Origin of the sequence: Actinopolymorpha sp. NPDC004070 (genome assembly GCF_040610475.1) — a bacterium.
Taxonomy (GTDB): Bacteria; Actinomycetota; Actinomycetes; order Propionibacteriales; family Actinopolymorphaceae; genus Actinopolymorpha.
This window is the reverse complement of record NZ_JBEXMJ010000007.1, coordinates 72872-97473: the sequence shown is the minus strand read 5'-3', so window position 1 is coordinate 97473 and position 24602 is coordinate 72872. Positions and strand designations below refer to the sequence as shown.

Sequence of the window (24602 nt, the reverse complement as noted above, 5' to 3'; positions counted from 1 at the left end):
CATGAGCAGCCCCGACGGCGGCCGCCCGTCCTCGGCACCCGGTGACACCGACCGGCGGACCACGGTCCTGGACGCCGCCCTGTCCACGTTCGCCCGGTTCGGTTACCGGAAGACTTCGATGGAGGAGGTGGCCCGGGCCGCGCGGATCTCCCGGCCGGGGCTCTACTTCCTGTTCGCCTCGAAGGAGGAGCTGTTCCGGGCCGCGGTCACCCAGGCCCTGGAGCGTGACCTCTCGGCGGTCGAGCGCGTCCTGGCCGACACCGAGCGACCCCTGACCGAGCGGCTCGTCGAGGCGTTCGACCAATGGGCGGGCCGCTACGTCGGCCCGCTGAGCCGCGACGTCACGGAGGTGATCGAGGCCAACCCCGAACTGCTCGGCGAGATCCTCCAGACCGCGCCACGACGGTTCGAGGAACTGGTCACCGCCGCGATCGCCGTGCGGACAGGACGGAAGGCGGCGGTCGGTATCGCCCGGACGATGATCAGCGCGTCGATCGGCCTCAAGCACCAGGCGCCGTCACGGGAGTTCTTCCTCGAACGCCTCAAGGTGGCCGTCGAGCTGCTGACCCGCTGAGCGGGCAGGCCGGGCGGTGCGGTCAGCGGTCGAGGTCGACGTAGATGTCCAGGCCGGCGACCTCGGTGAAGCCCAGCCGCGCGTAAAGCCGGGCCGCCTCCTCGGTCTCGGGGTTCAGGTGGGCGAGCGTCGCGCCGTCGCCGAACCCCCAGTCCAGGATGTCGGCGGTGAGCGCGGCGCCGATGCCGCGCCGCCGGGCACGCGGCAGGACGCCCACGCCGAAGACGCCGACGCTCTCCCCACCAGGGCCGCTGGTGCGGATGCCGGTGGCCACGCCGACCGGTTCGCCGCCGAGCAGGGCCAGCACGGACCGGAAGCCGTCCGCGCCGAGCTGTGGGCGTACCCAGGCGAGGTTCTGCTCCACCGGGTCGCCGAACGCCTCCGCGTCCACGGTGGCGAACAGTTCCGCCTTGCCGGGACCGGCCGGTGCGATGACGAGCCCGGACGGCGGCGCGGCGGGACGTTCGTACGCCGACGACACCAGCGCCATGCACCGCTTCCGGAACAGCCATCGCCCGTACGGCCAGGCGGTGCCCGCCGGCACCCGAACTCCCCATGGCACGCCACGGGGGGCGTACCACGCGCTCACCTGCGCCAGGTCGAACGTCGCCGGGTCGGTCACGTCGCCGTTGTTCCACTGCGGATACGGCAGTCCGGAGGCCATCACCGCACAGCCCGGCAGCCGCGCCGCGCCGCCGCCCCCGGCCACCCGGATCCGGCCCATCGCCTGCCAGGCGTCGGCGTGCGCCGCCCACACCCGTGCGTCCACCGGCAGGTCGGGCCGAATCGCCTCGTCGGCGGTCATCGCCGGTCGTCAGTCCGCGAGCAGCGCGTCGACGAACTCCTCCGGCACGAACGGCGCCAGGTCGTCAGCGCCCTCACCGAGGCCGACGAGCTTCACCGGCACGCCGAGCTCACGCTGGACGGCGATGATGATGCCGCCCTTGGCGGTGCTGTCCAGCTTGGTGAGCACGATGCCGGTGACGTCGACCACCTCGGAGAACACCCTGGCCTGGGTGAGGCCGTTCTGCCCGGTGGTGGCGTCGATGACCAGCAGCACCTCGCTCACCGGCGCCTGCTTCTCGATCACCCGCTTGACCTTGCCGAGCTCGTCCATCAGGCCGGTCTTGGTGTGCAGCCGGCCGGCGGTGTCGACGATCACCACGTCGGACTCCTGCTCGACCCCGGCCTTCACCGCGTCGAACGCCACACTTGCCGGGTCGCCGCCCTCGGGACCGCGCACGGTGGGTACGCCGACCCGCTCACCCCAGGTGGCCAGCTGGGCGACCGCGGCGGCACGGAAGGTGTCCGCCGCACCCAGGATGACGTCCTTGTCCTCGGCCACGAGTACCCGGGCGAGCTTGCCGCAGGTGGTCGTCTTGCCGGTGCCGTTGACGCCGACGACCAGCACCACGGCGGGGTTGGTGAGGGTCCGGTCGGCGTGCACCGAGCGGTCCATATCGGTGCCGACGAGGTGCAGCAACTCCGAGCGGAGGATCTCCCGCGCCTGCTCGGGGCTGGCGATGCCCTCGACCCGCACCCGGGTGCGCAGCCGCTCGACCAGCTCCTGGGTCGGCCCCACCCCGACGTCGGCGGACAGCAGGGAGTCCTCGATCTCCTCCCAGGTGTCCTCGTCGATGCGGTCCCGGGACAGCATCGCCAGCAGGCCCTTGCCGAGCGTGCTCTGCGAACGCGCCAGCCGGGAACGCAGCCGGACCAGGCGGCCCTGGGCGGGTTCGGGCCGCTCCACGGTGGGTGCGGGCGGCTCGACGAGATCGACTTCCTCGGTGGGCGGTGCGGGGGCGCCGGTGCCGCTCGGGCGCTCGGCGGTCGTGACCGGGCCCTCCGCCTCGGACTCCTCCTCCGCGGGCCGCGCGATGGTGCCGGTGCCCCGGTCGGCCTGCGGCGGCAGCTCACGGCGGCGGACCCTGGTGATCAGGAACGTTCCGGCGGCGCCGAGGGCGATGACTGCGATGACGATGGCTGCGACGACGTACTCCACGATCGTTCATCCTCCCAGACCGGGCCGGGAACCGCCGACGCCCGGGGCGGTCAGGGCTGGTCGGCCGCCGGAAGCCGTACCTCGGCCCGTACGCCGGGCCCCGCGTCGGCCAGCGTCACCGTGCCGCCGTGGAGGCGGGTCAGCTCCCGCACGATCGCCAGGCCCAGCCCGCTGCCGCCGTCGTCGCGGGCCCGGGCGTCGTCCAGCCGGGTGAACCGGTCGAACACCCGGTCCCGGTCCGCGGCCGCGATCCCCGGGCCGTCGTCGGCGACCGTGATCAGCACGCCCTCCCCCGGGCCGTCCACCGGGTCGTCCCCCGGCTCCTCCACCGTGACCAGCACCTGGGTGGCGGCGTGCCGGACGGCGTTGTCGGCGAGGTTGCCGATCAGCTGCCGCAGCGCGCCCGGCGTGCCGCGTACCCACCGGGCCCCGGGCGCGTCCACCCGGACCGGCACGCGCGCGTCGGCGTACCGGCCGGCCAGCTCCTTGGCCAGCGCGGCCACGTCCACCCGCTCGGCCGGCCGGGGCAGGGCGCCCTCGTCGGCGCGGGCCAGCAGCAACAGGTCGTTGGTCAGGTCGGCCAGCCGGTTCACGTCGGTGAGCAGGTCGGTGAGCAACTCCCCCGCCGAGCCGCCCGACGAGCCGCCCGACGACCCGCCCGACGGGCCGGACGAGTCCAGCCGGACGGCGACCTCCAGTTGGGTACGCATGCTGGCCAGCGGGCTGCGAAGCTCGTGCGCGGCGTCGGCGACGAACGCCCGCTGCCGACCGCGGGTCGACTCCAGTCGCCCGAGCATGTCGTTCAGCGTCACCGCGAGCCGGTGCACCTCGTCGTTGCCCGCGGGCACCGGCAGCCGCCGCGCCGAGCTCGTCCCGGTGATCTCCGCCGCGCCCCGCCGCAGCGCCTCCACCGGCGCGAGGGTCCAGCCGACCACCCGCCACGCGACCGCCGCCAGCAGCCCGACCAGGATCGGGAACGCCACCAGCAGGGTCCCCTTGACGACGCTGATCGACTCGGCCATCCCGCGTTCGGACACCGCGACCAGCACCGTCCGCTCGCCCGGCAGCGGTTCGCCGACCACCCGGACCGCACCGGTGATCCCCAGCTGTTCTCCGTCCACGGTCAGCCGGGCACCGCTGCGCGCCGACGCGAGGTCACCCGGGCGGAGCGCCGGCACCAGCCGGTCAGCCCCCGCCGACGCCGCCATCACCCGTCCCTGCCCGTCGACCACCTGCACGAACGCCACCCCGCCGCCGACCGGAATCGGGTCGGACAACCGACCGGCGTGGGCGAGCGCGGCGACGTCACGAGCGGTGCCGACCGCGCCCTCGTCCAGGTTGCGCTGCAGCGTGAACTCCAGCGTCCGGACCAGGATCAGGCCCCCCAGCGCGAGCCCGGCGGCCACCCCGACCGAGCCGATCAGGATCAGCCGGCCGCGCAGCGTCAGCCGGTGCCACCGGCCGGTCAGCCCGCTCGCGTTCACCGGTTCACCTCACGGTCGCCCCGGCTCACCGCGACTCACCGCGACTCACCGCGCCTCACCGCGACCCTGTGGTCGCAGCGTCGGCGGCCAGCCGGTAGCCCGCCCCCCGCACGGTCTCCAGCGCCGACCGGCCGATCTTGCGGCGGAGGTAGCCGACGTACACCTCGACGACGTTCGGGTCGGTGGCGTCGGTGGCGTCCCACACGTGGTCGAGCAGCTCGATCTTGGTCACCACGTCGCCGGGTCGCCGGATGAGGTACTCCAGCAACGCGAACTCCCGTGCGGTCAGCGTGATCTCCGTACCCGCCCGGGTCACCCGCCGGCTGGCCGGGTCGAGGGTGAGGTCACCGGCGGCGAGTACGGTCGGGCGTTCCGGGGCGCCGCGGCGGAGCAGGGCGCGCAGCCTGGCCACCAGTACGACGTAGGAGAACGGCTTGGTGAGGTAGTCGTCGGCGCCCGCGTCGAGCCCGTCGGCCTGGTCGTACTCGCCGTCCTTGGCCGACAGCATCAGCACCGGCACCCAGCGCTGGTCGGCGCGCAGCGCGCGTACGACGTCGTACCCGGACATGGAGGGCAGCATCACGTCCAGCACCACCACGTCGTACCCGCCGTGCAGCGCGCGGTCCAGCCCGTCGCGGCCGTCGGTGGCGAGGTCGACCACGAAACCCTCGGCGGTCAGGCCGCGCACCAGGGCACGGCCGAGCCGAGGTTCGTCCTCGACGAGCAGCAGTCGCACGCACACCAGCGTGACACGCGCCGAGCGGCCCGGGCGAGCGGGCGCGAACGGAATGTCTCGCGGGAGGGACCTCCTCTCGGACTTCTCCGGGTCGCACCCAGGGGTCTTCTCAGGGACCTTCTCAGCGTGCTCACAGGCGGCACCACGCAGGATGGAGGCCGACGTCCCTTCACTCCTTGAGGAGATCTCGTGAGGAGGCCCGGCTTGTTCCCGTCCCGCCCCGCCCTGCGCTGGCTGGCCCCGGTGGCCGTCCTGGCGCTGGTGCTCACCGCCGGCACGGCCGGCACCATGTTGCGGGCCGACGCGGCCGGCGCACTGCCGCCCCGGACCGCCGCCCAACTGCTCGTCGACCTGCAGAAGGCCGACCCCGCGCCGTTCTCCGGCACCGTCTCCCAGCAGTCCGACCTCGGACTTCCCAAGCTTCCCGCCCTGGACGGCGGAGGCGGCAGCTCCGACCTCAGCTCGCTCGTCAGCGGCAACCACACCTTGCGCGTGTGGTTCGACGGTCCGCAGCGGGTACGCCTGGCGCTGCTCGGCACGCTGGGCGAGTCCGATGTCGTACGCAACGGCTCCGACCTGTGGCTCTGGTCCAGCCAGGAGCGCTCGGCAACCCACCGCACGCTGCCGGCGAAGTCGGAGCACGCCGCTCCGGATCCGTCGAAGCTGCCCGCGGACCTGCCGAAGACGCCGCAGGAAGCCGCCGACCAGGCGCTGAAGGCGCTCGACCCGACCACGAAGGTCACCACCGACGGCACCGCGAAGGTGGCCGGCCGGTCGGCGTACCTGCTGATCCTCACCCCGCGCGACAGCTCCTCCCTGGTCGGCCAGGTCCGGCTGGCGATCGACGGCGCCCGGCACGTTCCGCTGCAGGTGCAGGTCTTCGCCAAGGGCGCGAGCGACCCGGCGTTCCAGGTCGGGTTCACCTCGATCAGCTTCACCCGGCCCAGCGCAGACCAGTTCCGGTTCACCCCGCCGCCCGGTACGAAGGTGACCGAAGCCGGGAAGGAGTCCGTCCGCAAGCACCACGAACGGAGTGCTCCGGCCCGGTCGGCGCAGGAGCCGCGGGTGGTCGGCAAGGGCTGGACCAGTGTGGTCGTGGCCACGATGCCGTCCGACCAGGCCGGGCGGCCCGGCGGCCAGCCCGATGGCCGGCCCGGTCAGCAGCCCAATGGCAAGCTCGGTGAGTTCGGCCAGGTGCTGAACGCCCTGCCGAAAGTCAGCGGCAGTTGGGGCAGCGGACGCGTCCTGAAGGGCTCGCTGTTCTCGGTGCTGGTCACCGACGACGGCCGGGTGCTGGCCGGTGCGGTGTCCCCGGACAGGCTGTACTCCGTCGCCGGCTCGACGAAGTGAACCGGACGTACGAGATGAACGAGGACGGGGCGCCGTGAGCGAGTCCGCGTCCACGGTGGTGCCCGCCGACCGGCACGGCGGGCACCACGAGGACACCCCGGCGATCCGTACGTACGGACTGCGCAAGAGGTTCCGGTCCGGTCAGGTCGCGGTCGACGACCTCGACCTGACCGTCCCCACCGGTGCCGTCTACGGCTTTCTCGGGCCGAACGGCTCGGGCAAGACGACCACGATCCGGATGCTGCTCGGCCTCGTCCGGCCGACCGCCGGCCGGCACGAGCTCCTCGGCCGGGCGATCCCCCGGGAGTCCGCCCAGGCACTCCCCCGGATCGGTGCGCTGGTCGAGGGTCCGGCGTTCCACCCCTACCTGTCCGGACGCGCCAACCTGCACCGGCTGGACGCCGCCGACCGTACGGCCGACCCGGCGACCGCACGGCGACGAGTTGACGCCGCCCTGGACCGGGTGGGACTGCTCGCGGCCGCCCGCAAGCGCTATCGCGCCTACTCCCTCGGCATGCGGCAGCGGCTGGGGCTGGCGGCCGTACTGCTCCAGCCGCGGGACCTGCTGATCCTCGACGAACCCACCAACGGCCTGGACCCGCAGGGCACCCGCGAGGTGCGCAACCTGGTCACCGACCTCGCGCGCGACGGCGCGACCGTCATGTTGTCCACGCACCTGCTGTCGGAGGTCGAGCAGATCTGTTCCCACGTGGGCGTCATGCACGTGGGGAAACTGCTGACCCAGGCACCGCTGGAACAGGTGCGGTCGAGCGCGCAGGCCCGGGTCCGGGTGGAGACCGAACGCCCCGACCTCGCCGAGGGGACGCTGCGCAGGTTCGGGTTGACAGGACTCGCGGTGGCCGGGACGAAGGTCAGCGCGCTGATCGGTGACGTGCCGCCGGAGAAGATCGTGCCCGTGCTGGTGGAGGACGGTGTGCCCGTACGCGCGTTCGGTGTGCAGACACCGGGGCTGGAGGACGTGTTCGTGTCACTGACCGGGGAGGGCTTCGATGTCAGCGGCTGAGCCGATCGTCGACCGGGCGAGCGCGCGGCCGCACCGCCGGGTGAGCCCGCGGTTCTTCTGGTCGGAGCTGACGCTGCTGTTCGGCCGCCGGCGCAACTGGGCGGGGATGGCGGTGCTCGCCGCCGTACCCCTCATCATCGCCATCTCGGTGAAGTTGTCCTCGCCGTCCTCCGGCGGTGGGGGCGAGGACGGCCCGAACTTCTTCGCCGGCATCACCTCCAACGGCCTGTTCGTGGCGCTCGCCGCACTCACGGTCGAGCTCCCGTTGTTCCTTCCGCTCGCGGTGTCGGCGATCGCCGGTGACGCGGTGGCCGGAGAGGCCAACCAGGGAACGTTGCGCGGCCTGCTCGCCGTACCGGTCGAACGCACCCGGCTGCTGGCGGTGAAGTACGCCGGCATCGTGGTGTTCGCGTTTGCCTGCACGCTGCTGGTCGCGGTCGTGGGCGCGGGTGCCGGGCTGATCCTGTTCGGCGGCGGGCCGATGCTGTTGCTGTCCGGTGTCCAGGTGGGGTTCGCCGACGGGCTGGGCCGGTTGCTGCTGGTGTGTGCCTACCTCGCCGTCTGCCTGTCCACGTTGGGCGCGATCGGGTTGTTCGTGTCCACGCTGACCGAACAGCCCATCGGGGCCACCATCGCCACGGTGATCCTCAGCCTCACCAGCCAGATCCTGGGCGTGATCCCCCAGCTGGACTGGCTGCATCCGTACCTCCCCACCCACTACTGGACCGGGTTCGGCGACCTGCTGCGCTCGCCGATCGCCACCGAGTCGGTGGCGCCGGGGCTGTGGCTCTCCCTCGCCTACATCGTGGTTTTCCTCGCCGCTGCGTGGGCGAGGTTCGCCGGCCGCGACGTGACCAGCTGAACCGGCGGCCCACTGGCAGGCGTTCAGAAGGGCGGGAGGTCGTCGTCGGCCGGCCGCGCTCCGGCGGTGGCTGTTGCGGGTTCGACCGGCACCACGGGGTCGGTGAGGGATGGTGCCCCGCTGCTGTAGCTGCGGCCGAAGGGGTCGGTGAGGGTGTGCTCTCCGGGCCCGGTCTGCTTCAGTTTCCAGTCTCGTTCCGTCTTGGCCTTGTGGTGGCGCGGGCACAGCGGTGCGATGTTGTCCACACCGGTCTCCCCGCCGTCGGCGTACTCGGTGTTGTGGTCCAGGTGACACGTCGCCGCGGGCCTGCGGCAGGTGGTCCACACACACCGCTGGTCGCGGGCATGCACCAACTCGGCCTGGAGTCCGCGCAGGAACCTCGCCGGCAGCGGATGCAAATGCAGTAACCGCCCCGTGACCGGATGACTGACCCCGACACTGAACCTGGCTTCGGGATTGGTGAGGTTGTTCGCCACCAACCGCTCGGCCACCTCGGTGATCACCGGTCCCCACCCGCCGAGCTCCCCGGGCCGGGTGGACAACCCCATCAGCGTGGTCAACGGCACGTTCAGCTGGATCTTGGCGCGCGTTCGGATCGGCCCCCAGCTCGGCTGCGTGGAAGACCAGGGCGGTGGTTCGGCTGGCGGTGTCGAGTTGTCCGGTGGCGGGTCGGGTGGAACTGGCTGCTCCGGCGGGTCGGCCGTCTCATCCAGTGGCCGATTCTGCCGCGGGATCTGCCCCGACGCAGAAGGTTTGGCGGGAGGAGCATCGCTGTCAGCGGTGGCCGAATCCTCCGCGGGCGCATCGCACTCCGTCGAGTTCTGCCCGGCTGCGTAGCGGTCTGCGGCGTTCTTCCCAGCTGCGTGGTGAGCGGCGGTGTCGTGGACCGGAACACCGTGCATCGCGGCCGCCCCGCACACGCTGCAGCTGGGGACCGGAGCCGGGGCACAGTCACCACACTCACACCAACTGTCGTGCAGGTCGTGGTCGGGGAACCGGTGAACGGCACACTGCCCCTTCCCGTCCTGATCGGTATCGCTCTGCGCCGGCTCGGTATTGGTCTCGGGCCGCACGTCATTTTGGGCCGGCGACTCATCCTCGAGCTGCTCCGTGTCGGCCTGCCCCTGCCGCGCACTGCCTCCGGCGGGGCACTGCTCTGGCTCGTCCTGCTCTGGCTCGTCATCTTCAGTCTCGGCTGGCGGCTGGTCCTGGTCGGCGTGGTCGTCGCCGGCCGTGGGTGCGGAGCAGCCGGTGATGTCGGCGGTGCCGGCGAGCAGGGAGTAGGCCACGTCTGCACGCAACTGGCTGAGGTTGCGGGGGTCGCCGCTGGACTTGACGGCCCGGGCGATGGCGTCGACGTAGCCGTACGCCTCCGCCGCTTGATCAGCGGACAGTCCGCGGATGGCGAGGTCGGCGACTCCGTCGACGGCGGGCCAGATCGCGACATTGCGCCCGGCCCTTGCGGCACGGTGGCGTTTGGTTGCTGCTTCGGGGTCGGCCTTGACCACCTCGGCCTCCACCTTCGCCCGCAACAACCCGCCACGAAGTTCCAGCACCTTGGGGAAGATCGCGTCCTCGATCGCGCCCCACAGATGCGGTTTGGCGTCGGTGATCCGGTCCACGAGAATGCGGACCTCAGCCAACTCCAACCGCCCCGACGCCAACGCCGCACGCACCCGGGGCAGCCGGGGAAGGGTGGTGGCCAGCGTCAGATACCAGTCGGCGTGATAGCCGGACCACCCCAGCAGAGCCTCCAGAACGACCTGGGTCATCGAGTCCAACTCGACACTGCGTTGCGCCGGCTCCTCAGGCATACCGGGGGCGGCGTGGGCCAACTCGTTCACATCGGACAGGCACTCGGCCTCAAGCCAGCCGATCAGCTTCCGACGCGCCCTGACCAGCTCTTCCAGCTCGAACCCGTTACACAGTCTGCGGTCCACCGAGGCAACCAGCACCGCAAGCCGCGGCCCAGCAGGCATGTCCGCCAACCCCGATGGCAGCACCCCCACGACCACCCGGGTCCCCACCCAGGTGGTCGTCGCCGAAGCACTCACCGCCATCGCTCATGTGTTCGATTCTACCGGACAAGATCAGCCGATTCCCGCAGGAAACCCCTTACCCACAGGGCAGATTGGACCCGTTCTCACCGATGCTCGGCGGTGAAGCGCCGTCGCGGCGTGGGTGGGCTCTCCAGTCGAGACATTGGCAGCTACCGGAGGCTGACCGGATTGACTAGCCTCGCCACCATGGTCGAGGACGGGACACTACGGGTCGGCGACATCGAGTTCGGGCTGAGCAAGACGGGTTCGGGACCTGCACTGCTGCTGTTACCCGGTGGTGGAGGCTGCGGCGACTACCTCGCACCGGTCGCGCGACAGGTCGACGCACTGGTCACCACCTACCGGGTCGAGCCGCGCGGCTGCGGCCGGTCCACGCACGACGGCAACTACGAGCTGTCCACGACACTGGGCGATCTGGAAGCCCTGCGGCACCTGCTCGGGATCGAGCGCTGGATCGTCGGAGGCCACTCCCATGGCGCCTTTCTGGCGCTGGCGTACGCGCTGGCACATCCCGAACGGACCACCGCCGTTCTCTACATCGCAGGCGCCGGCCTGCAGAACGACCGGTCCTGGCATGCGGCCTACGACGCCGGTCGTGACACCGGCGCGGATCGGGAGGTCCCGCAAGGCACCTACACCTGGAACCCGGAGTGCAACGCCGTCGCCAACGCCGACTACAAGCGGTACGTGCGCCGCTGTGGCCTGTGGCGCGACGTCGCGAACCTCCGGGTCCCCTTCCGTGCTGTGCATGGAGAAACGGACGTACGACCGGTGTGGCCCGTGGAACAGCTCGTCGCCGCGTTGCCGGACGCCCAGCTTCGGATCGTGTCCGGGGCGCCTCACGACCTGTGGTACACCCATCCGGACGAACTCGGCGCCGTCCTCCGCGACTATCTCGTCAAGCTCGGATTGACATGACAAGAGCCGTCGCCGTTGCCCGCAGGCTCAGCGGAGGTCGATCATGTCGCTGAGGCCGGGGCCGGTGTCCAGCAACACGACCGGTGCGCCGGTGTCGTGTTCGACCTCATCGATCAGCGCCCGGACCGGTGCGGTGATCGCCGCGGCGTCCCGGGCGCCGCGCATCGCTGGGTCCACGTGGTCGCAGAACGTCAACGCGATCTGCGTGGGCCCGTTGAGCATCGCGGCGTAGCTCAGGAGCTCCCGGTCCAGCCGGCCCGCCTTGCGCCGGGGCCGTCCGGTGACCACGCCGTACTCCGCGATGCCGCGCCGGAGCACCTCCTCCTCCGGCAGTTCGTACGGCAGGGGTCCCTCACCGACCCTGGTCGGCAACGCCTTGACCACCATCAGCACGTCCTGCACCAGCCGCCAGTTCAGGCCCACGTCGTCCATCGCCGCGGCGGCCGTGCAGTTGCCGGAGGTGGTGTAGGGGTACTCGTCGCTGAATCCCAACGACAGCATGGTTCCCTGCGACCCCTCCACCAGGACCAGGCCGTCGCGGGCCACATCGTTGACGTGCCGGGCGACGTCGGTGAGGTACGGCGCGAGAGCCGGCTCGTCGCGCGCCTGGCGGGCCCGGCGGAGTACGAAGTCGGCTCGGGCGGCGCCGTTGCCGGTGAGGGTCGAGCCGACCGTCGTTGCCAGGTGCGCGTCCGCGCGTTCGGCCTCGACGTGCTCGGGTTCGATGAGCGCGCAGCGCCCGTCGACGAGTGCCCGTCCGGTGAGGCCGAACCTCGCCACCTCCTCCGCCAGCACGGCCGGGTCGACGAGAACGCCGGACCCCACGGCCACGGTCGTGCCCGGGTTGATCCACCCGGTCGGAAGCTGCCGGGCACGAACGAGCGTGCCGTCGTCCAGGGTCACGCTCGCGCCGGCGTTGGTGCCGACACCCGCGCGTACTGCCAACGGCGCCTTGTCACGAACGGCGAGGTGCGCGCACACCTTGCCCTTGCCGGAGTCTCCCCACAACGCGTCCACGATGACGACCGCACCCATGTCAACCCATCCTTTACAGACGTTCGAGCACACGGATTCCCTGCACGGCAGGCTTCTGCGCGCCGTGCAGGAACTGATGTCCCACCGCCTCGATCAGGCGGTCCCGCACTACTCCGACGGGAGCAGCTCCTCCACCACCGGCGCGTCCGCGCCGAACCCGACCACCGACAGCAGCGCACTGGCCTGCTCGGCCGGGAGCAGCTTGGACCTCAGGTCGACCAGGTGCGGACCGAACGTCTCCTCCAGTTGCGGCCGGAGCTGGTCGTAGATGGCGGCGAGGTAGGCCTCGTCCCGGATGAGTTTCTCCACCACCCGCAGCAACGCGGGATGCTCGGTGTGCACCGCCGCTGCGGGCTCGTCCAGGGACGCGATGAGGGCCGTGGTGGAGTCCACGGCAAGGGTGAGCAGGTGACCGCCGACGGTCTTCGCGGGCGGCTCGTGGCGATAGACCTCGCCGAAGTCGACCGGCACGTCACCGAAGACGTTCACGACGACGTGACATCCGGATCGAGCGGCCGCGCGCAGCGGCTCGCCCAGCCAGTCCAGGTCGTCTGCCCACAGGCAAACCGCCACCCGGTCCCGGGCATCGGCGACGAGGGCGCCGGCGCGCTCGATCACCGACTCCCGGCCCTTCAGGCTCCAGAACGCGGTGGGCTGCGCCGGCCCGGACAGTGCGGCCAGATCGGCGACCAGCGCGTCGCACCGCCGGGCGGTCTCGTGCTTGATCCGCCCCAGCACCTGAGCCGGTGGCTGGGCGAGGAAGCGGGCGGGCCCGTCGCCGACCTGCTCCACCACGCCGCGTTCGGTCAGCGAGGCGAGCACCTGGTAGACGTTCGCGCGCTGCAGCCCGGCGAGTTTGGCGAGCTCGTAGCCGGTCGCCGACGGCTGCCGCAGCGCCGCGACGTAGACCCGGGCCTCCTGGGAGGAGAACCCCACCCGCATCAGTTCGTCGATCACGTGACGCGAGCCTAGAGGAGACGTAGTAGTGATCGCAACTACTACTTCGCGGCGCCGGCGCGGCGGCTTTCTCCTGGTGATGGTGGCGTGGAGGCGACTGCGGCCGGCGGCAGCACGGCTGGATGACCGGGGGGTTCACCGGCCTGTTTCCCGCCTCGGCCTTCGTCACCGTGGTCGAAGCGGGCCTCGTCGTGTCCGGCGTTCTGCTGATCGTGACCGGAGGATGAGCCGCCGGCGCCCGGCCTACTGACCCGCGGCGTCCGGTTCGCGGCTCAGGCGGCGCGCACCCGGCGTTCGAGGTCCAGCAGGAACTGCTTGCGCTCCAGCCCGCCGCCGTACCCGGTGAGGCTGCCGGTCGACCCCACCACCCGGTGGCAGGGCACGATGATTCCGATCGGGTTGCGGCCGTTGGCCAGCCCGACCGCCCTCGACGCCGCCGGCCGGCCGATCTCGCGGGCGAGTTCGCCGTAGCCACGGGTCTCGCCGTACGGGATGGACCGCAGCGCCGCCCACACCTGCTGCTGGAACGCCGTTCCCACCGGCGCGAGCGGAAGGTCGAACTCCCGGAGCCGGCCGGCGAAGTACGCCTCCAGTTGCGCGGTGACCTCCTCGAACCCGTCCGGGTCCGGGACACCGAACGTCTCCTGGCCGGGCCGATGGCGCTGGCCGGTCATGTAGAGGCCGGCGAGCACGCCGTCGGTGGCGACCAGCGTGAGCGGGCCGACAGGGCTGTCGACGACGGTGTGGGTACGCCGGTCGGCCCCCGGTGCCGCGGGACGGGCCGTCGCCGCGGAGATCGCCGCTCTCGTCGTCGTTGCCGTGGCGGTGGTGGAAGTACGCATGCCGTCAACCTAACCTGTCGCCGGAACCGATCCTGGCGGGAATCCGACATCGTGCTGAGGCTCGCGTACACCGTCAACGCGGCAAGGCCGAACGGGCCCGCTCCCTCCACGACGGAGGAAGCGGGCCCGTTCGAACGGTCACGGCGGATCGCGACGGATCGCCGCGGACCGACTCAGCTGAAGCGCGGGATGACCTCTGAGGCGAACCGCTGCATCGGCTCGTGGTCGTAGGCCACGCCGGGGATGTAGGTGATGAGGTAGTCGGAGCCGGCCTCGACCAGCGCCTCCACCTTCGCCGCGATCTCGTCGGCGGTGCCCACGACGTTGGCGTTGGCGAACTGCTCGTAGCTCTGCCGGCCACGGGCCTTGGCGGTCGCCTTCTCCGGGTCGGCGCCGGCCTCGATCGGGAACACGTTCAGACTGGTCGACTTGATGATCGAGTCGTAGTCGCGGCCCAGCTTGTCACAGTGCGCCCTGAGCACCGACGCCTTGTGCTTGAACGCCTCCGGGTCACCGCCACCGATGTTGGCCGCGTCGCCGTACTTTGCCACCAGCTTCAGCGTGACCTTCTCGCCACCGCCGCCGATCCAGAACGACGGGTGCGGCTTGCGTGCGCCCTTCGGCTCGTTGTACGGCTTGTCGATGGAGTAGTACTTGCCGTTGAAGACCGGCGCGTCCTCGGTCCACATCTTGTAGATGAGCTCGGTGGCCTCGCGGAACGCACCCATCCGGTCGCGCAGCTCCGGCCACTCGTAGCCGTAGGCCTTCCACTCGTGCTCGTACCACCCGGCGCCGATACCGGCGTAGAGGCGGCCGTGGCTCGCGACGTCGACCGTGGACGCGATCTTGGCGTACAGCGCCGGATGACGGTAGCCGTTGCAGCCGACCATCTGGCCCACGTTGACCCGCTGGGTGTCGCGCACCAGCGTCGAGGTGATGGTCCAGCACTCGAACGTGGTGTTCTGCGTGGGCTCTGGCACCGTGTGGAAGTGGTCGTAGACCCAGATCGAGTCCCATGGTCCCGCGTCGGCGGTCTTGGCGACGGCGGTCATGGCTTCGTACTGTTCGACCGGATCGGCGATCTCGGTCAGGTCCATCCGCCAGCCTTGGGGTACAAACACACCGAAACGCATCGTCATGCGTACTGTCCCTTCGTCGTGTCCGCTTACCGGACACCTCGGTTCGGACCTTACCGACAGCCGACGAACGGTCGGTGACGTGAGGGTGGCCTCGCGGCGGAGCGCGACCGGTATCGGACGCGAGGCCACGGACTCGACTGCGCACGATGACCCGACGACGACGGAACGGACACGCCATGCCCGACTCGCTGCCCGACTCGCTGCCCGGCCTTCGGGTGATCACCGCGGCGCCGACGCCGTTCGGCGCGGACCTGTCGCTCGACCTCGCGGGGGTCCGCACCCTGCTCACTCGCGTCGCGGCCGCCGGCGTGAACGGCGTGCTGGTCGCCGGTACGAACGGCGAGTTCGTCGCGTTGTCCGACGCCGAACGCCTTGCCGTCGTGGAGGCCGCGCTGGAGGTCTGGCCGAACGCCGACGACGTCTACGCCCACGTCGGGGCGGCGACGACGTACCAGGCCGTGGCTCTCACCCGGGCCGCGGTCCGGCTCGGCGCGCGCAGGCTCGCCGCGCTCACGCCCTACTACCATCCGGCGAGCAGACAGGTGGTGCTCGACCACTTCCGCTCCGTCGCCGACGCGGCCGGTGGCGTGCCGGTGTACGCCTACCTCTTCGAAAGCCTCACCCACACACGGGTGGACCTCGCTCTCCTGGCCGAACTGGCAACGATCCCAGGTCTGGCCGGAGTGAAGGTCAGCGGTCAGCCGGTCGACGTGGTGGCCGCGTACCGCGCGGCGGTGCCCGCGGGTTTCGCGGTCTACTCCGGTGCGGACATCGACCTGGCCCGCATCCATCGCATCGGTGGTACGGGCGTCGTCTCCGGTGTCTCCGCGGCGTTCCCGGCGCCGTTCCTGGAGCTGGCGGCCGCGGTGCGGGCCGGTGACGAGGAGACCGAGAAGCGCGCGCAAGCCGAGGTTGACACGGTGGTGCACGCGCTGTCAGGCGGAGTGGCGAGCCTGAAGGCCGCGATGGACCTGCTGGGGCTGCCGGCCGGCCCGGTGCGGGTCGGCGTCGACCCGCCGTCCGCGCAGGAGTACGACCACATCCGGCGGCTCACCGAACGCTGAGGACAGGTCCCGGATCCAGCGCGGGTGCCAGCTCCAGCACCTCGTCCACCAGGTCGAAGGGCACCGCGCGGTGGGTGACCAGGACCACCGTGCGCTCGCCCGCGGCGGCGAGCAGGTCGCGGGTGAGCGCGGTGGCGTCCGGCTCGGCGAGGTGCTCGGTGGGCTCGTCGAACACCACCACCGGCGTACCGGCCAGCAGGCACCGGGCCAGCGCCAGCCGTTGGCGTTCGCCGCCGGACAGGCGTTCGCCGTGTTCGCCGACCCGGGTGTGGATGCCGGCTGGGAACGATTCCAGCCGGTCCAGCAGGCGCGCCCGCCGCAGCGCGTCGCGTACGTCGGTGTCGTCGGCACCGGGCCTGGCCAGCCGGACGTTCTCGGCGAGGGTGGTGTCGAAGATGTGCGCGTCCTGGGCGCACAGACTGACCACGGTGCGCACGTCGTCGGTGGCGAACCGGCGTACGTCCACACCGTCCAGGCGGATCTCGCCCCCGCCCGGCTCGACGAACCGCACCAGCGCCTGCGCGAGCGTGCTCTTGCCGCATCCGCTCGGCCCGACCACGGCGATCCGCCGGCCGGGAGGCAGGTCCAGGTTGACACCGGTGAACACCCATGGCGCGTCCGGCGACCAGCGCACCGCGAGGCCGTTCACCCGCAGGTGATGCGGGCCCGGCGGGAGGGGCAGCGGCCGGTCGGGCTCGGCGACCGGCTCCGGCGCGGACCGCAGTTGGGTCAACCGGGCGAGCGCCGGCCGGGCACGCGCGGCGCCGAGTGCCGCCGCCGGGATGGGGGCGAACACGTCGGCCAGTGCCAGTGGGACCAGCGCCACCACGGCCAGCAGCACCGGGTCCAGCCGCCCCCCGGCCATCGCGGGCACGCCCGCCGCCAGGCCCACCCAGCAGGCTGCACCGACCGCCAGTACCAGCCCGGCGGAGCCGAACCCGGCGCTCCAGGCCGACCGGCGTTCGGCCCGCCGAAGCCGGTCGCTGCTGGCACGCACGTCGTCCAGCACCTGGCCGGTCGCACCGTAGGCCAGCAGATCCGGTGCACCGTCGAGGAGTTCGGAGGTGGCGGCGGCCAGCCGGCCGCGCTCGGGGGCGACCGCACGCTCGGCCGCGCGGCCGGAGCGGGCCACCAGCCACGGCACGCCGACCAGCGCCAGTCCCACCGCCACCGCGGTCGCCACCCCGGCGGCCGGAAGGACCAGCCCGAGGAACACCGCCGTCGCGGCCCCGGTGACCCCGGCCGCCGTCGCCGGCAGTGCCACCCGCAGGATCACGTCCAGCACCGCGTCCACGTCGGCGACCAGGCGGGCCAGCAGGTCACCGGAACGGAACGCCGCCAGCCCGCCGGGTGCCAGGCGTTCCAGCCGGCGGTAGGCGTCGGCCCGGACGTCGCCCAGCAGCCGGTACGCCGAGTCGTGCGCGAGCAGTCGTTCGACGTAGCGGAGCACCCCGCGACCGAGCCCGAACGCGCGCACGGCCACGATCGCGACCATCAGCACCAGCACCGGCGGATGCTGGGCGGCCCGGGAGATCAGCCATGCCGACGTGGCCAGCAGGGCGACGCCGCTGGCCGCCGCCGCGTCACCCGCGGCTGCGGCGAGGAGGAGCCGCACCCACGTCCTGCCGGTCGTCCTGGTCATGCGAGTGTCCTGGTCATGCGAGCACTCCGGTGGAGGGGCGACCGGCGGGGCGACCGGCGGGGCGACCGGCGGGGCGACCGGGCCGGGAGGTGGGGGTCGGTCGCAGAGGTACCTCCACGACCCGGTCGGCCAGTGGGAGGAGCGCCGGACGGTGCGTGACCACGACCGTGGTGACGCCGTACGTCCGCAGCCGGGCGAGTTCGGCTCGCACCCGCTCCTCGGTTCCGGGGTCGAGCCCCGCGGTGGGTTCGTCCAGCAACAGCAGGCAGCCGTGGCCGGACGCCAGCCGGCGCTCCACCCGGGCCAGCGCACGGGCGAGTGCGACCCGGCGGATCTGCCCGGCGGACAGGCCGGCGCCGCGTTCCCCCACCGGGCGGTCGGGGTCCAGGTCGCCGGCACCGGCACGGGCCAGGGCGGCGGCGACCTGTGCCCGGTCGGCGTCGGGGTCGCCGATCCGGACGTTGCCGGCGATCGTGCCGGCCAGCAGGTAAGGGCGTTGGGGTACCCAGGCGACGCCGGCCCGCCAGGCGACCGGGTCGACGCGGGCCAGGTCCCGGCCAGCGGCGAGCACCTGCCCGGACGCCGGGAACACGAAGCCGAGCAGCCCGGCCAGCAAGGTGGACTTGCCCGCGCCGCTCGGCCCGGTGACCACCACCGTCTCCCCCGGCAGCACCGTCATCGTCAACCTGGCAAGGGCCGGCGCGTCGCGGTCGGGGTAGCGGATCTCCAGGTCTCGCACCGTCAAGGCGACCTTGCCCGGGTCGACCCGGGAGTCGCCGCGGTCGGGCAGTGGCGTCTCCAGCACCCGGAACGCCTCCTCCGCAGCGGCGAGCCCGTCGGCGCTGGCGTGGAAGTGCGTACCCACCATCCGCAACGGGAGGTACGCCTCCGGTGCCAGCACCAGGACGAGCACCGCGGTCCGCAGGTCCAGCTCACCCTCCACCAGCCGAAGCCCGATCCCGACCGCGACCAGCGCCACCGACAGGGTGGCCAGCAGTTCGAGGACGAGCGCGGACAGGAACGCGATCCGCAAAGTAGCCAGCGACTCCCGCCGGTGCTCGTCCGACACCTCGCGCAGGGCCCGGGCCTGTGCCTTCGCCCGGCCGAACAGTTTCAGGGTCGGCAGGCCCGCGACGACGTCGGCGAAGTGGTGCGCCAGTACGGCGAGGGCCCGCCACCGTCGCCTGGTCCGCGCCCTGGTGGCAAGCCCCACCAGGACCATGAAGACCGGGATCAACGGCAGCGTGAGCGCCACGATCACCGCGGACAGCGGGTCGGCGGTGAACAGGCACACCACGACTGCGGCCGGGACGATGGTGGCAAGCACGACTTGCGGCAGGTAGCGCGCGAAGTAGCCGTCGAGGGCGTCCAGTCCGGAGGTCACCAGCGTGGTCAGTGCGGCCCGGCGTTCGGTGCCCAGCCAGGATGGTCCGAGCTCGGCGACGTGCTCGGTGATCCGCCGGCGCAAGGTCGCCTTGACGGCGGCCGAGGAGCGCTGGGCGGCCACCTCCTGCGCCCAGGCAAGTCCGGCCCGGGCCGCGATCACCAGTCCCAGCAGGGCAAGGGCCCACTCGTACTCCGTCTCCACGCCACCGAACACCCCGCTGATCACGTCGGCCAGCACGGTGGCCTGGAGGATCACCAGGCCGGCGGTCACCGCGCCGATTCCCGCGGTCAGCCCGACGTACACCGCGCTGGCCCGGGCGTACCGCAGCAGTCTCGGGTCCAGCGGACGCACCGTCGACGACGCGCTCATCCGGCCACCCGCTTGCGGAAGACCCAGTACGACCAGCCCTGGTAGGCGAGCACGGCCGGCAGGGTCACCAGCCCGGCGATGGTGAGGATGCGCAGCCCGTACGCCGGTGAAGCCTCGGTCAGCACCGTCAGGTCGTGCGCCCGGCCGAGCGTGGACGGCATCAGCGTCGGGAACACCGAGCAGAAGATCGCCACCACGGTCGCACCGACCGCTGCCGTCGTGCCGGCGAACGCCCAGCCGTCGTGGCGCAGCACCACTCCGGCGACCACGCCCAGGGTAGCCACCGCACCCACCAGGTCGACCCACCCGGACAGCCCGCCGGCAGGACCGGCCCGCAGCGCGGTCCACAGCCAGAAGCCGCCGCCGAGCAGGACGGCCGGAAGACTTGTCGCGGCGAGCGCCCGGCTCGCGCGGGCGCGCAGTTCGCCGGTCGTACGTAGCCGCAGGAACGCCGCACCGTGCAGCAGGCACAGGGCGAGCAGCGCGCACCCACCCAGCAGGGCGTACGGATGCAGCAGCGCGCCGAGGCCATCGACGAGCACACCGCGCCCGTCCAGAGGGAGGCCACGCGCCGCGCCGGCCAGCGCGGCGCCCCACGCCAACGGCGGGACGGCCGAGCCGACCGCGACGCCCAGGTCGCACCGGCGGCGCCAGCGGTCGTCGTCGTGCTTGCCGCGGAACTCCAGCGCGATGCCACGCAGGATCAGCGCGACGAGGATCGCCACCAGCGGAAGGTAGTAGACGCTGGTCAGGGTGGCGTACCACCCGGGGAAGGCGGCGAACATCGCACCGCCGGCCACCACCAGCCACACCTCGTTGCCGTCCCAGACCGGAGCGATCGTGGACAGCAGCCGGCCCCGCTCGGCGTCGTCGCGACCGAGCAGGCGGGCGAGCACGCCGACTCCGAAGTCGAAGCCCTCCAGGACGAAGTAGAGCGTCCAGAAGAAGACGATCAAACCGAACCACAGCGTCGGCAGGTCCATCGTTACGCTCCCTGTTCTTTCGGCAGACCGTCAGCGGGTCGTCAGTAGGCGAAGGTGGTCGGGCGGTCGGCATCCTCGCCGTCCCGGTCGCCGGCGTCGCGTCCGGGACGTGCGGCATCCGCGCCGTCGCCCGGTGGCAGGTCGGGCACCTGCCGCGCGACCCGCCGCAACAGACCCAGCTCCACCACGGCCAGGACGCCGTACACGACGGTGAACACGGCCAGCGACACGGCCACCTGCCAGGCAGCGGTGCCCGGCGAGACCCCGTCCGCGGTCTGGAACAGCCCGTACGCAAGCCACGGTTGACGGCCGCCCTCGGTGAACAGCCAGCCGAAACTGTTCGCCAGCAGGGGCAGGAACGGCACCGTCAGCGCGACCCGGGGAACCCAGCGGTTGGCGAGCAGGCCCGGCCGGCGCAGCACCAGCAGCCCGACCAGGGCGAGGAACGCCGCGAGCAGCCCGAAGCCCATCATCAGCCGGAAGCTCCAGTAGGTCACCGGCACGTTCGGCACGTAGTCGCCGGGCCCGAACGCCGCGACCGCCTTCTGCTGCAGCTGGTTGACGCCCTCCACCTTGCCGGTGAAGCTTCCGGTGGCCAGGAACGACAGCAGGTCGGGAAACCTGAAGCTCCACAGCTCACGACGCCCGTCCGCGGTCCCGAGAGTCAGCAGCGAGAAGCCCGCGGGCTGCTCGGTGTCGAACAGCCCCTCGGCCGCGGCCACCTTCATCGGTTGCAGCTGGGTCATCAGCTTCATCATCGAGTCGCCGGTGACGACCACGCCCAGGGCAGCCGCGGCCACCACGCTCGATCCCACCTTGGCGGCAGTACGAAACGCCGCCCGGGCGGCCTCGGTCGTGCGCGGGCGGGCCAGGTGCCCGAACGCCACGCCCGCCACGAGCGCGCCGCCGGTGAGCAGGCACGCGGCCGCGGTGTGCAGCCCGGCCTGGATCGCGACCGGGTTGGTCAGCAGGGCGGTGAAGTCGGTGAGTTCGGCCCGTCCGGTCGCCGGGTCGATCCGGTAGCCGACGGGATGCTGCATCCAGGCGTTCACACTCAGGATGACGTACGCCGAGATCTGGGTGCCGATGGCGACCAGCCAGATGCAACCGAGGTGCACCACCCGCGGCAGCCGGTCCCACCCGAACACCCACAGGCCGAGGAACGTCGACTCCAGGAAGAAGGCGAGCAGTCCCTCGATGGCCAGCGGCACACCGAAGATGTCGCCGACGAACCGCGAGTAGGCGCTCCAGTTCATCCCGAACTGGAACTCCTGGATCAGCCCGGTCACGATGCCGACCGCGAAGTTGACGATGAAGATCTTGCCGAAGAGCTTCGTCAACGTCAGGTAGCGCCGGGCCCTGGTGACGAACCACGCCGTCTGCAGACCGGCCACGATCGCCGACAGGCCGATCGACAGCGGAACGAAGAGAAAGTGGTAGACGGTGGTGATGCCGAACTGCCACCGCGCGAGGTCGACTGCACCCATGCCTGAATACTACTTCTTGTAGTACGACAGAGCGTCGTAACCTTGCTCACACCGGGCCGGTGTGCGGTGACGCCGAATGCAGTGCCCTGTCCGAGAACGCGGCGCCCTATCCGAGCTCGCGGGGACGCGACCGGAACGCCCAGGCCAGCTTGGGCTCCACGGCCCACCTGGTCGCCGCCCGCACGGGCGGCGTGGACAGCAGTCCGGCAAGCAGCATCCCGGCCACCGCGACGGCCAGGACGCCGAGAGTGGTGTGCAGGGCGGGGTGGTCGTACCACCCGAGGTAGTCGGCCACCTTCACCGGAACGCCGTGCAGAAGGTAGACGTAGAGCGTGATCGCACCCAGGGCGGTGAACCACGTCCTCCTCGAGGGCACGAGCGCGAGGAAGGCCGCGGACAGGGCCGTGGCGCACACCAGCATCCCCACCCGCATGGCCGTACCCGTGAGGTTGTCCACCCCGAGGTACTCGTTGCTGCGCCGCCAGAACACCCACTCCACGCTCATCCGGGTCTGCGCCCAGTACGCGACCACCAGGCCGCCGGCCAGCACCGGAACGGCCAGGATCCGCACCCAGCGCCGCCGAAGATATGCGAAGTGCTCCGGCTTCAGCATCATCCCCAGCACGAAGAACGGCAGCAGGCTGAGGATCCGTCCGGTTTCCAGTACGCCCGGAAGCTCCTGCAGCCCGGCCGCCAGCGAGATCAGCACCGCCACCGCCAGCGGCCAGCGGATCCGCAGCCAGACAGGCGTCGACAGCCGCCAGGCGAACAACGCCAGCAGGAACCACACCAGGAAGTACGGGTCGAGCAAGGTCGGGTTGACATCGTGGCCGCCGACGAACCGGCCGATCGCCATGTACACGATCTGGAACAGGACGTACGGCACCAGCAACTGGGTGATGAGCTTGCGGGCCTTGTTCTTCGAGTACGGGAAGCGCCGGGAGAAGTAGCCGGAGACGATGATGAACACCGGCATGTGGAACATGTACAGGAAGAGGTAGAGCGCCTTCCCCACCGGCACGTCACGCAGCGCCTCCATCGCGTGACCGGCCACCACCAGCACGATGGCGATGTACTTCGCGTTGTCGAAGAACGGGTCGCGCGTCTTCGCCGCCCGGGTGGTCTCCTCGGGCCTGGGCTCCGTGGCGGCGCCGCCGGTGACGGCACCGTCGGCGGACGGTCGCACCGGGTCGGGCGAGGGGGTTCCGGGTTCAGCGGCAGAGGTCACCACCGGCGGGACGATACCTACCGGCCCGGCCGGCGACCAAACCGGCGGCCGCGCCGGCGGCGGCGCGCGTGATCGAAACCACAGCGCCCGCGCCGGCCAAGACCTCCCGAGTACGACACAGCGTCGTAGAATCGCGGGCATGGCGCGGTTGGGAAACCTCGAACGCGAGGTCATGGAACACGTCTGGTCGGCCACCGAGCCGGTCACGGTGCGCGAGGTCCACGAGGCGCTCGCGGTCGAACGTGACCTGGCCTACACCACGGTGATGACGGTGCTGGACCGGCTGGCGAAGAAGGGTGTCGTGCTCAGGGTCCGCGACGGCCGTGCCTACCGCTACCAGGCGGCCGCGGGCAAGGACCAGTTGGTCGCCGACCTGATGCGCGAGGCGCTCGACGGCGCCGGCAGCGGCGCCAACCGGGCCGCCGCCCTCGTCCGGTTCGTCGACCAGGCGTCCCCGGAGGAGGCGGCCGCCCTGCGCGAGGCTCTCGCCGAGGTGGACGCACTCGCCGCCCGGCCCTCCCGCCGACGGACCCCCCGGAGCTGACCATGACGCCGGTCGTCCTGGGTGCGCTGGCGCTGCTTCTCACCTGGCCCGTGCCCGAACTCCTCGGCCGCGCCCGGTGGCCCTCGCTGGTGCCACGTGCCGCGCTGGTGCTGTGGCAGGCGCTGGCACTGGCCGCCGTCCTCGCCGCTCTCGGTGCCGGCCTGAGCCTGGGCACCGACGTCCTGTTGCGCCCCGGCCAGGGCGCCGCACAGACCGCCCTGCAGCTTGTGGTGACGCTGCTCACCGTGGTGGTGGCGATCAGGCTGGCGTGGGCGACCCTGCTGGTCGCGATCCGCACCCGGGCCCGGCGCCGCCACCACCGGATGGTGGTCGACCTGGTGGGTACGCCGGGCGAGCGCCTCGGGGAAGAGTTCGGCATCCGGGTGCTCGCCGAGGCCACGCCGTTCGCGTACTGCCTGCCGGGGGTGCGGTGCTCGCGCGTCGTGGTGTCCTCCGGTGCCCTGGACCAGCTCGCCCCCGAGGAACTGGAGGCGGTGCTCGCGCACGAACGCGCGCACCTGCGAGCTCGCCACGACCTGGTGCTGGAGGCGTTCACCGCGCTGCGGCAGGCGTTTCCGCGGTCGGTACGCAGCCGCACGGCGTTCGACCGCGCACACCTGCTGGTGGAGATGCTCGCCGACGACGCCGCCCGGCGCCGGGTTGGTGCTCCCCCGGTCGCCCGCGCGCTGGTGACGCTGGCGTCCACCCCAGCCGCACCGGCCGGCGGACTGGCCGCGGGTGGCACCGGGACGCTGGCCCGGGTGCGCCGGCTGGCCCAGCCCGGCGAGCCCCACCGGGCCCTCGCCACCGCCACCTACCTCGCGGCGGCCGCGCTGGTGGTCGTGCCGACGCTCACCCTGGCCGTGCCGTGGCTGGCCCGACTGGTCGAACACCTGGCCTGAGGCACGCGTTCGG

Annotated in this window: 22 protein-coding genes; 8 read left to right on the top strand and 14 right to left on the bottom strand. The window is 72.0% G+C overall.

The window, feature by feature from the left end:
* Window position 1: 1 nt before the first annotated feature.
* On the top strand, window positions 2-574 hold the full coding sequence (locus ABZV93_RS14530; protein ID WP_354935076.1) for a TetR/AcrR family transcriptional regulator: 573 nt from the start codon (window positions 2-4) through the stop codon (window positions 572-574).
* A gap of 22 nt (window positions 575-596) precedes the next feature.
* Here the strand turns inward: ABZV93_RS14530 and ABZV93_RS14525 are convergent, their stop codons facing one another.
* From ABZV93_RS14525 to ABZV93_RS14510, 4 genes are read right to left on the bottom strand one after another with little or no spacing between them, the layout of a single operon-like run.
* Window positions 597-1379, bottom strand: coding sequence for a GNAT family N-acetyltransferase (locus ABZV93_RS14525; RefSeq protein WP_354935074.1), 783 nt, complete (start codon window positions 1377-1379; stop codon window positions 597-599).
* Between the two features lie 9 nt (window positions 1380-1388).
* Window positions 1389-2576 (bottom strand): signal recognition particle-docking protein FtsY, encoded by a 1188-nt coding sequence (gene ftsY, locus ABZV93_RS14520; protein WP_354935071.1) that lies wholly within the window; start codon window positions 2574-2576, stop codon window positions 1389-1391.
* Window positions 2577-2626: 50 nt separating this feature from the next.
* On the bottom strand, window positions 2627-4060 hold the full coding sequence (locus ABZV93_RS14515; protein ID WP_354935068.1) for an ATP-binding protein: 1434 nt from the start codon (window positions 4058-4060) through the stop codon (window positions 2627-2629).
* A 55-nt stretch (window positions 4061-4115) separates the two neighbouring features.
* Complete coding sequence (locus tag ABZV93_RS14510; protein ID WP_354935065.1) at window positions 4116-4796, bottom strand: response regulator transcription factor; 681 nt, start codon at window positions 4794-4796, stop codon at window positions 4116-4118.
* 189 nt (window positions 4797-4985) lie between these two features.
* On the opposite strand from ABZV93_RS14510, the gene ABZV93_RS14505 reads away from it, so the two are divergent.
* The 3 genes from ABZV93_RS14505 to ABZV93_RS14495 are packed head-to-tail and all read left to right on the top strand — an operon-like array spanning window position 4986 to window position 8032.
* Entirely contained in the window at window positions 4986-6146 is a 1161-nt protein-coding gene (locus ABZV93_RS14505) for a hypothetical protein (RefSeq protein WP_354935062.1), read from the top strand.
* A 34-nt stretch (window positions 6147-6180) separates the two neighbouring features.
* Window positions 6181-7170: an ABC transporter ATP-binding protein gene (locus ABZV93_RS14500; protein WP_354935059.1), complete on the top strand. Its 990-nt coding sequence runs from the start codon at window positions 6181-6183 to the stop codon at window positions 7168-7170.
* Window positions 7157-8032, top strand: coding sequence for an ABC transporter permease (locus ABZV93_RS14495; RefSeq protein ID WP_354935056.1), 876 nt, complete (start codon window positions 7157-7159; stop codon window positions 8030-8032). The genes ABZV93_RS14500 and ABZV93_RS14495 overlap by 14 nt, the downstream gene beginning before the upstream one ends.
* 23 nt (window positions 8033-8055) lie before the next feature.
* On the opposite strand, the gene ABZV93_RS14490 is transcribed toward ABZV93_RS14495, so the two are convergent.
* On the bottom strand, window positions 8056-10086 hold the full coding sequence (locus ABZV93_RS14490) for an HNH endonuclease (protein ID WP_354935053.1): 2031 nt from the start codon (window positions 10084-10086) through the stop codon (window positions 8056-8058).
* Window positions 10087-10278: 192 nt separating this feature from the next.
* Here ABZV93_RS14490 and ABZV93_RS14485 point away from each other — a divergent pair, with 192 nt between their 5' ends.
* Complete coding sequence (locus ABZV93_RS14485; protein ID WP_354935050.1) at window positions 10279-11010, top strand: alpha/beta hydrolase; 732 nt, start codon at window positions 10279-10281, stop codon at window positions 11008-11010.
* A gap of 27 nt (window positions 11011-11037) precedes the next feature.
* Here ABZV93_RS14485 and ABZV93_RS14480 read toward each other — a convergent pair whose 3' ends face one another.
* The 4 genes from ABZV93_RS14480 to ABZV93_RS14465 all read right to left on the bottom strand — a co-directional run bounded on the left by ABZV93_RS14480 (window position 11038) and on the right by ABZV93_RS14465 (window position 14983).
* On the bottom strand, window positions 11038-12045 hold the full coding sequence (locus ABZV93_RS14480; protein ID WP_354935047.1) for an adenylosuccinate synthetase: 1008 nt from the start codon (window positions 12043-12045) through the stop codon (window positions 11038-11040).
* Window positions 12046-12153: 108 nt separating this feature from the next.
* Window positions 12154-13002: a helix-turn-helix domain-containing protein gene (locus tag ABZV93_RS14475; protein ID WP_354935044.1), complete on the bottom strand. Its 849-nt coding sequence runs from the start codon at window positions 13000-13002 to the stop codon at window positions 12154-12156.
* Window positions 13003-13274: 272 nt separating this feature from the next.
* Window positions 13275-13844 carry a methylated-DNA--[protein]-cysteine S-methyltransferase gene (locus ABZV93_RS14470; protein WP_354935041.1) on the bottom strand — a complete coding sequence of 190 codons (570 nt, stop codon included), beginning with the start codon at window positions 13842-13844 and terminating at the stop codon, window positions 13275-13277.
* 173 nt (window positions 13845-14017) lie between these two features.
* Window positions 14018-14983, bottom strand: a complete 966-nt coding sequence (locus ABZV93_RS14465; RefSeq protein WP_354935038.1) for an LLM class F420-dependent oxidoreductase — start codon at window positions 14981-14983, stop codon at window positions 14018-14020.
* Between the two features lie 176 nt (window positions 14984-15159).
* Between ABZV93_RS14465 and ABZV93_RS14460 the strand changes: the two genes are divergently transcribed.
* Window positions 15160-16047, top strand: a complete 888-nt coding sequence (locus ABZV93_RS14460) for a dihydrodipicolinate synthase family protein (protein WP_354935035.1) — start codon at window positions 15160-15162, stop codon at window positions 16045-16047.
* On the opposite strand, the gene cydC is transcribed toward ABZV93_RS14460, so the two are convergent.
* The 5 genes from cydC to ABZV93_RS14435 all read right to left on the bottom strand — a co-directional run bounded on the left by cydC (window position 16034) and on the right by ABZV93_RS14435 (window position 23143).
* A complete protein-coding gene (cydC, locus tag ABZV93_RS14455; RefSeq protein ID WP_354935032.1) occupies window positions 16034-17689 on the bottom strand; it encodes a thiol reductant ABC exporter subunit CydC in 1656 nt (551 codons plus the stop codon). The two genes, ABZV93_RS14460 and cydC, sit on opposite strands and share 14 nt — an antisense overlap.
* A gap of 13 nt (window positions 17690-17702) precedes the next feature.
* Window positions 17703-19445 (bottom strand): thiol reductant ABC exporter subunit CydD, encoded by a 1743-nt coding sequence (gene cydD, locus ABZV93_RS14450; protein ID WP_354935029.1) that lies wholly within the window; start codon window positions 19443-19445, stop codon window positions 17703-17705.
* The gene (gene cydB, locus ABZV93_RS14445) at window positions 19442-20428 is read right to left on the bottom strand and encodes a cytochrome d ubiquinol oxidase subunit II (RefSeq protein ID WP_354935028.1); all 987 of its coding nucleotides are present in this window, start codon (window positions 20426-20428) and stop codon (window positions 19442-19444) included. The genes cydD and cydB overlap by 4 nt, the downstream gene beginning before the upstream one ends.
* Before the next feature lie 41 nt (window positions 20429-20469).
* Window positions 20470-21915: a cytochrome ubiquinol oxidase subunit I gene (locus ABZV93_RS14440; protein ID WP_354935025.1), complete on the bottom strand. Its 1446-nt coding sequence runs from the start codon at window positions 21913-21915 to the stop codon at window positions 20470-20472.
* 106 nt (window positions 21916-22021) lie between these two features.
* Window positions 22022-23143, bottom strand: coding sequence for an acyltransferase family protein (locus tag ABZV93_RS14435; protein WP_354935022.1), 1122 nt, complete (start codon window positions 23141-23143; stop codon window positions 22022-22024).
* Window positions 23144-23282: 139 nt separating this feature from the next.
* On the opposite strand from ABZV93_RS14435, the gene ABZV93_RS14430 reads away from it, so the two are divergent.
* On the top strand, window positions 23283-23687 hold the full coding sequence (locus ABZV93_RS14430) for a BlaI/MecI/CopY family transcriptional regulator (protein ID WP_354935019.1): 405 nt from the start codon (window positions 23283-23285) through the stop codon (window positions 23685-23687).
* 2 nt (window positions 23688-23689) lie between these two features.
* Window positions 23690-24589, top strand: a complete 900-nt coding sequence (locus ABZV93_RS14425; protein WP_354935016.1) for a M56 family metallopeptidase — start codon at window positions 23690-23692, stop codon at window positions 24587-24589.
* Window positions 24590-24602 lie beyond the last annotated feature (13 nt).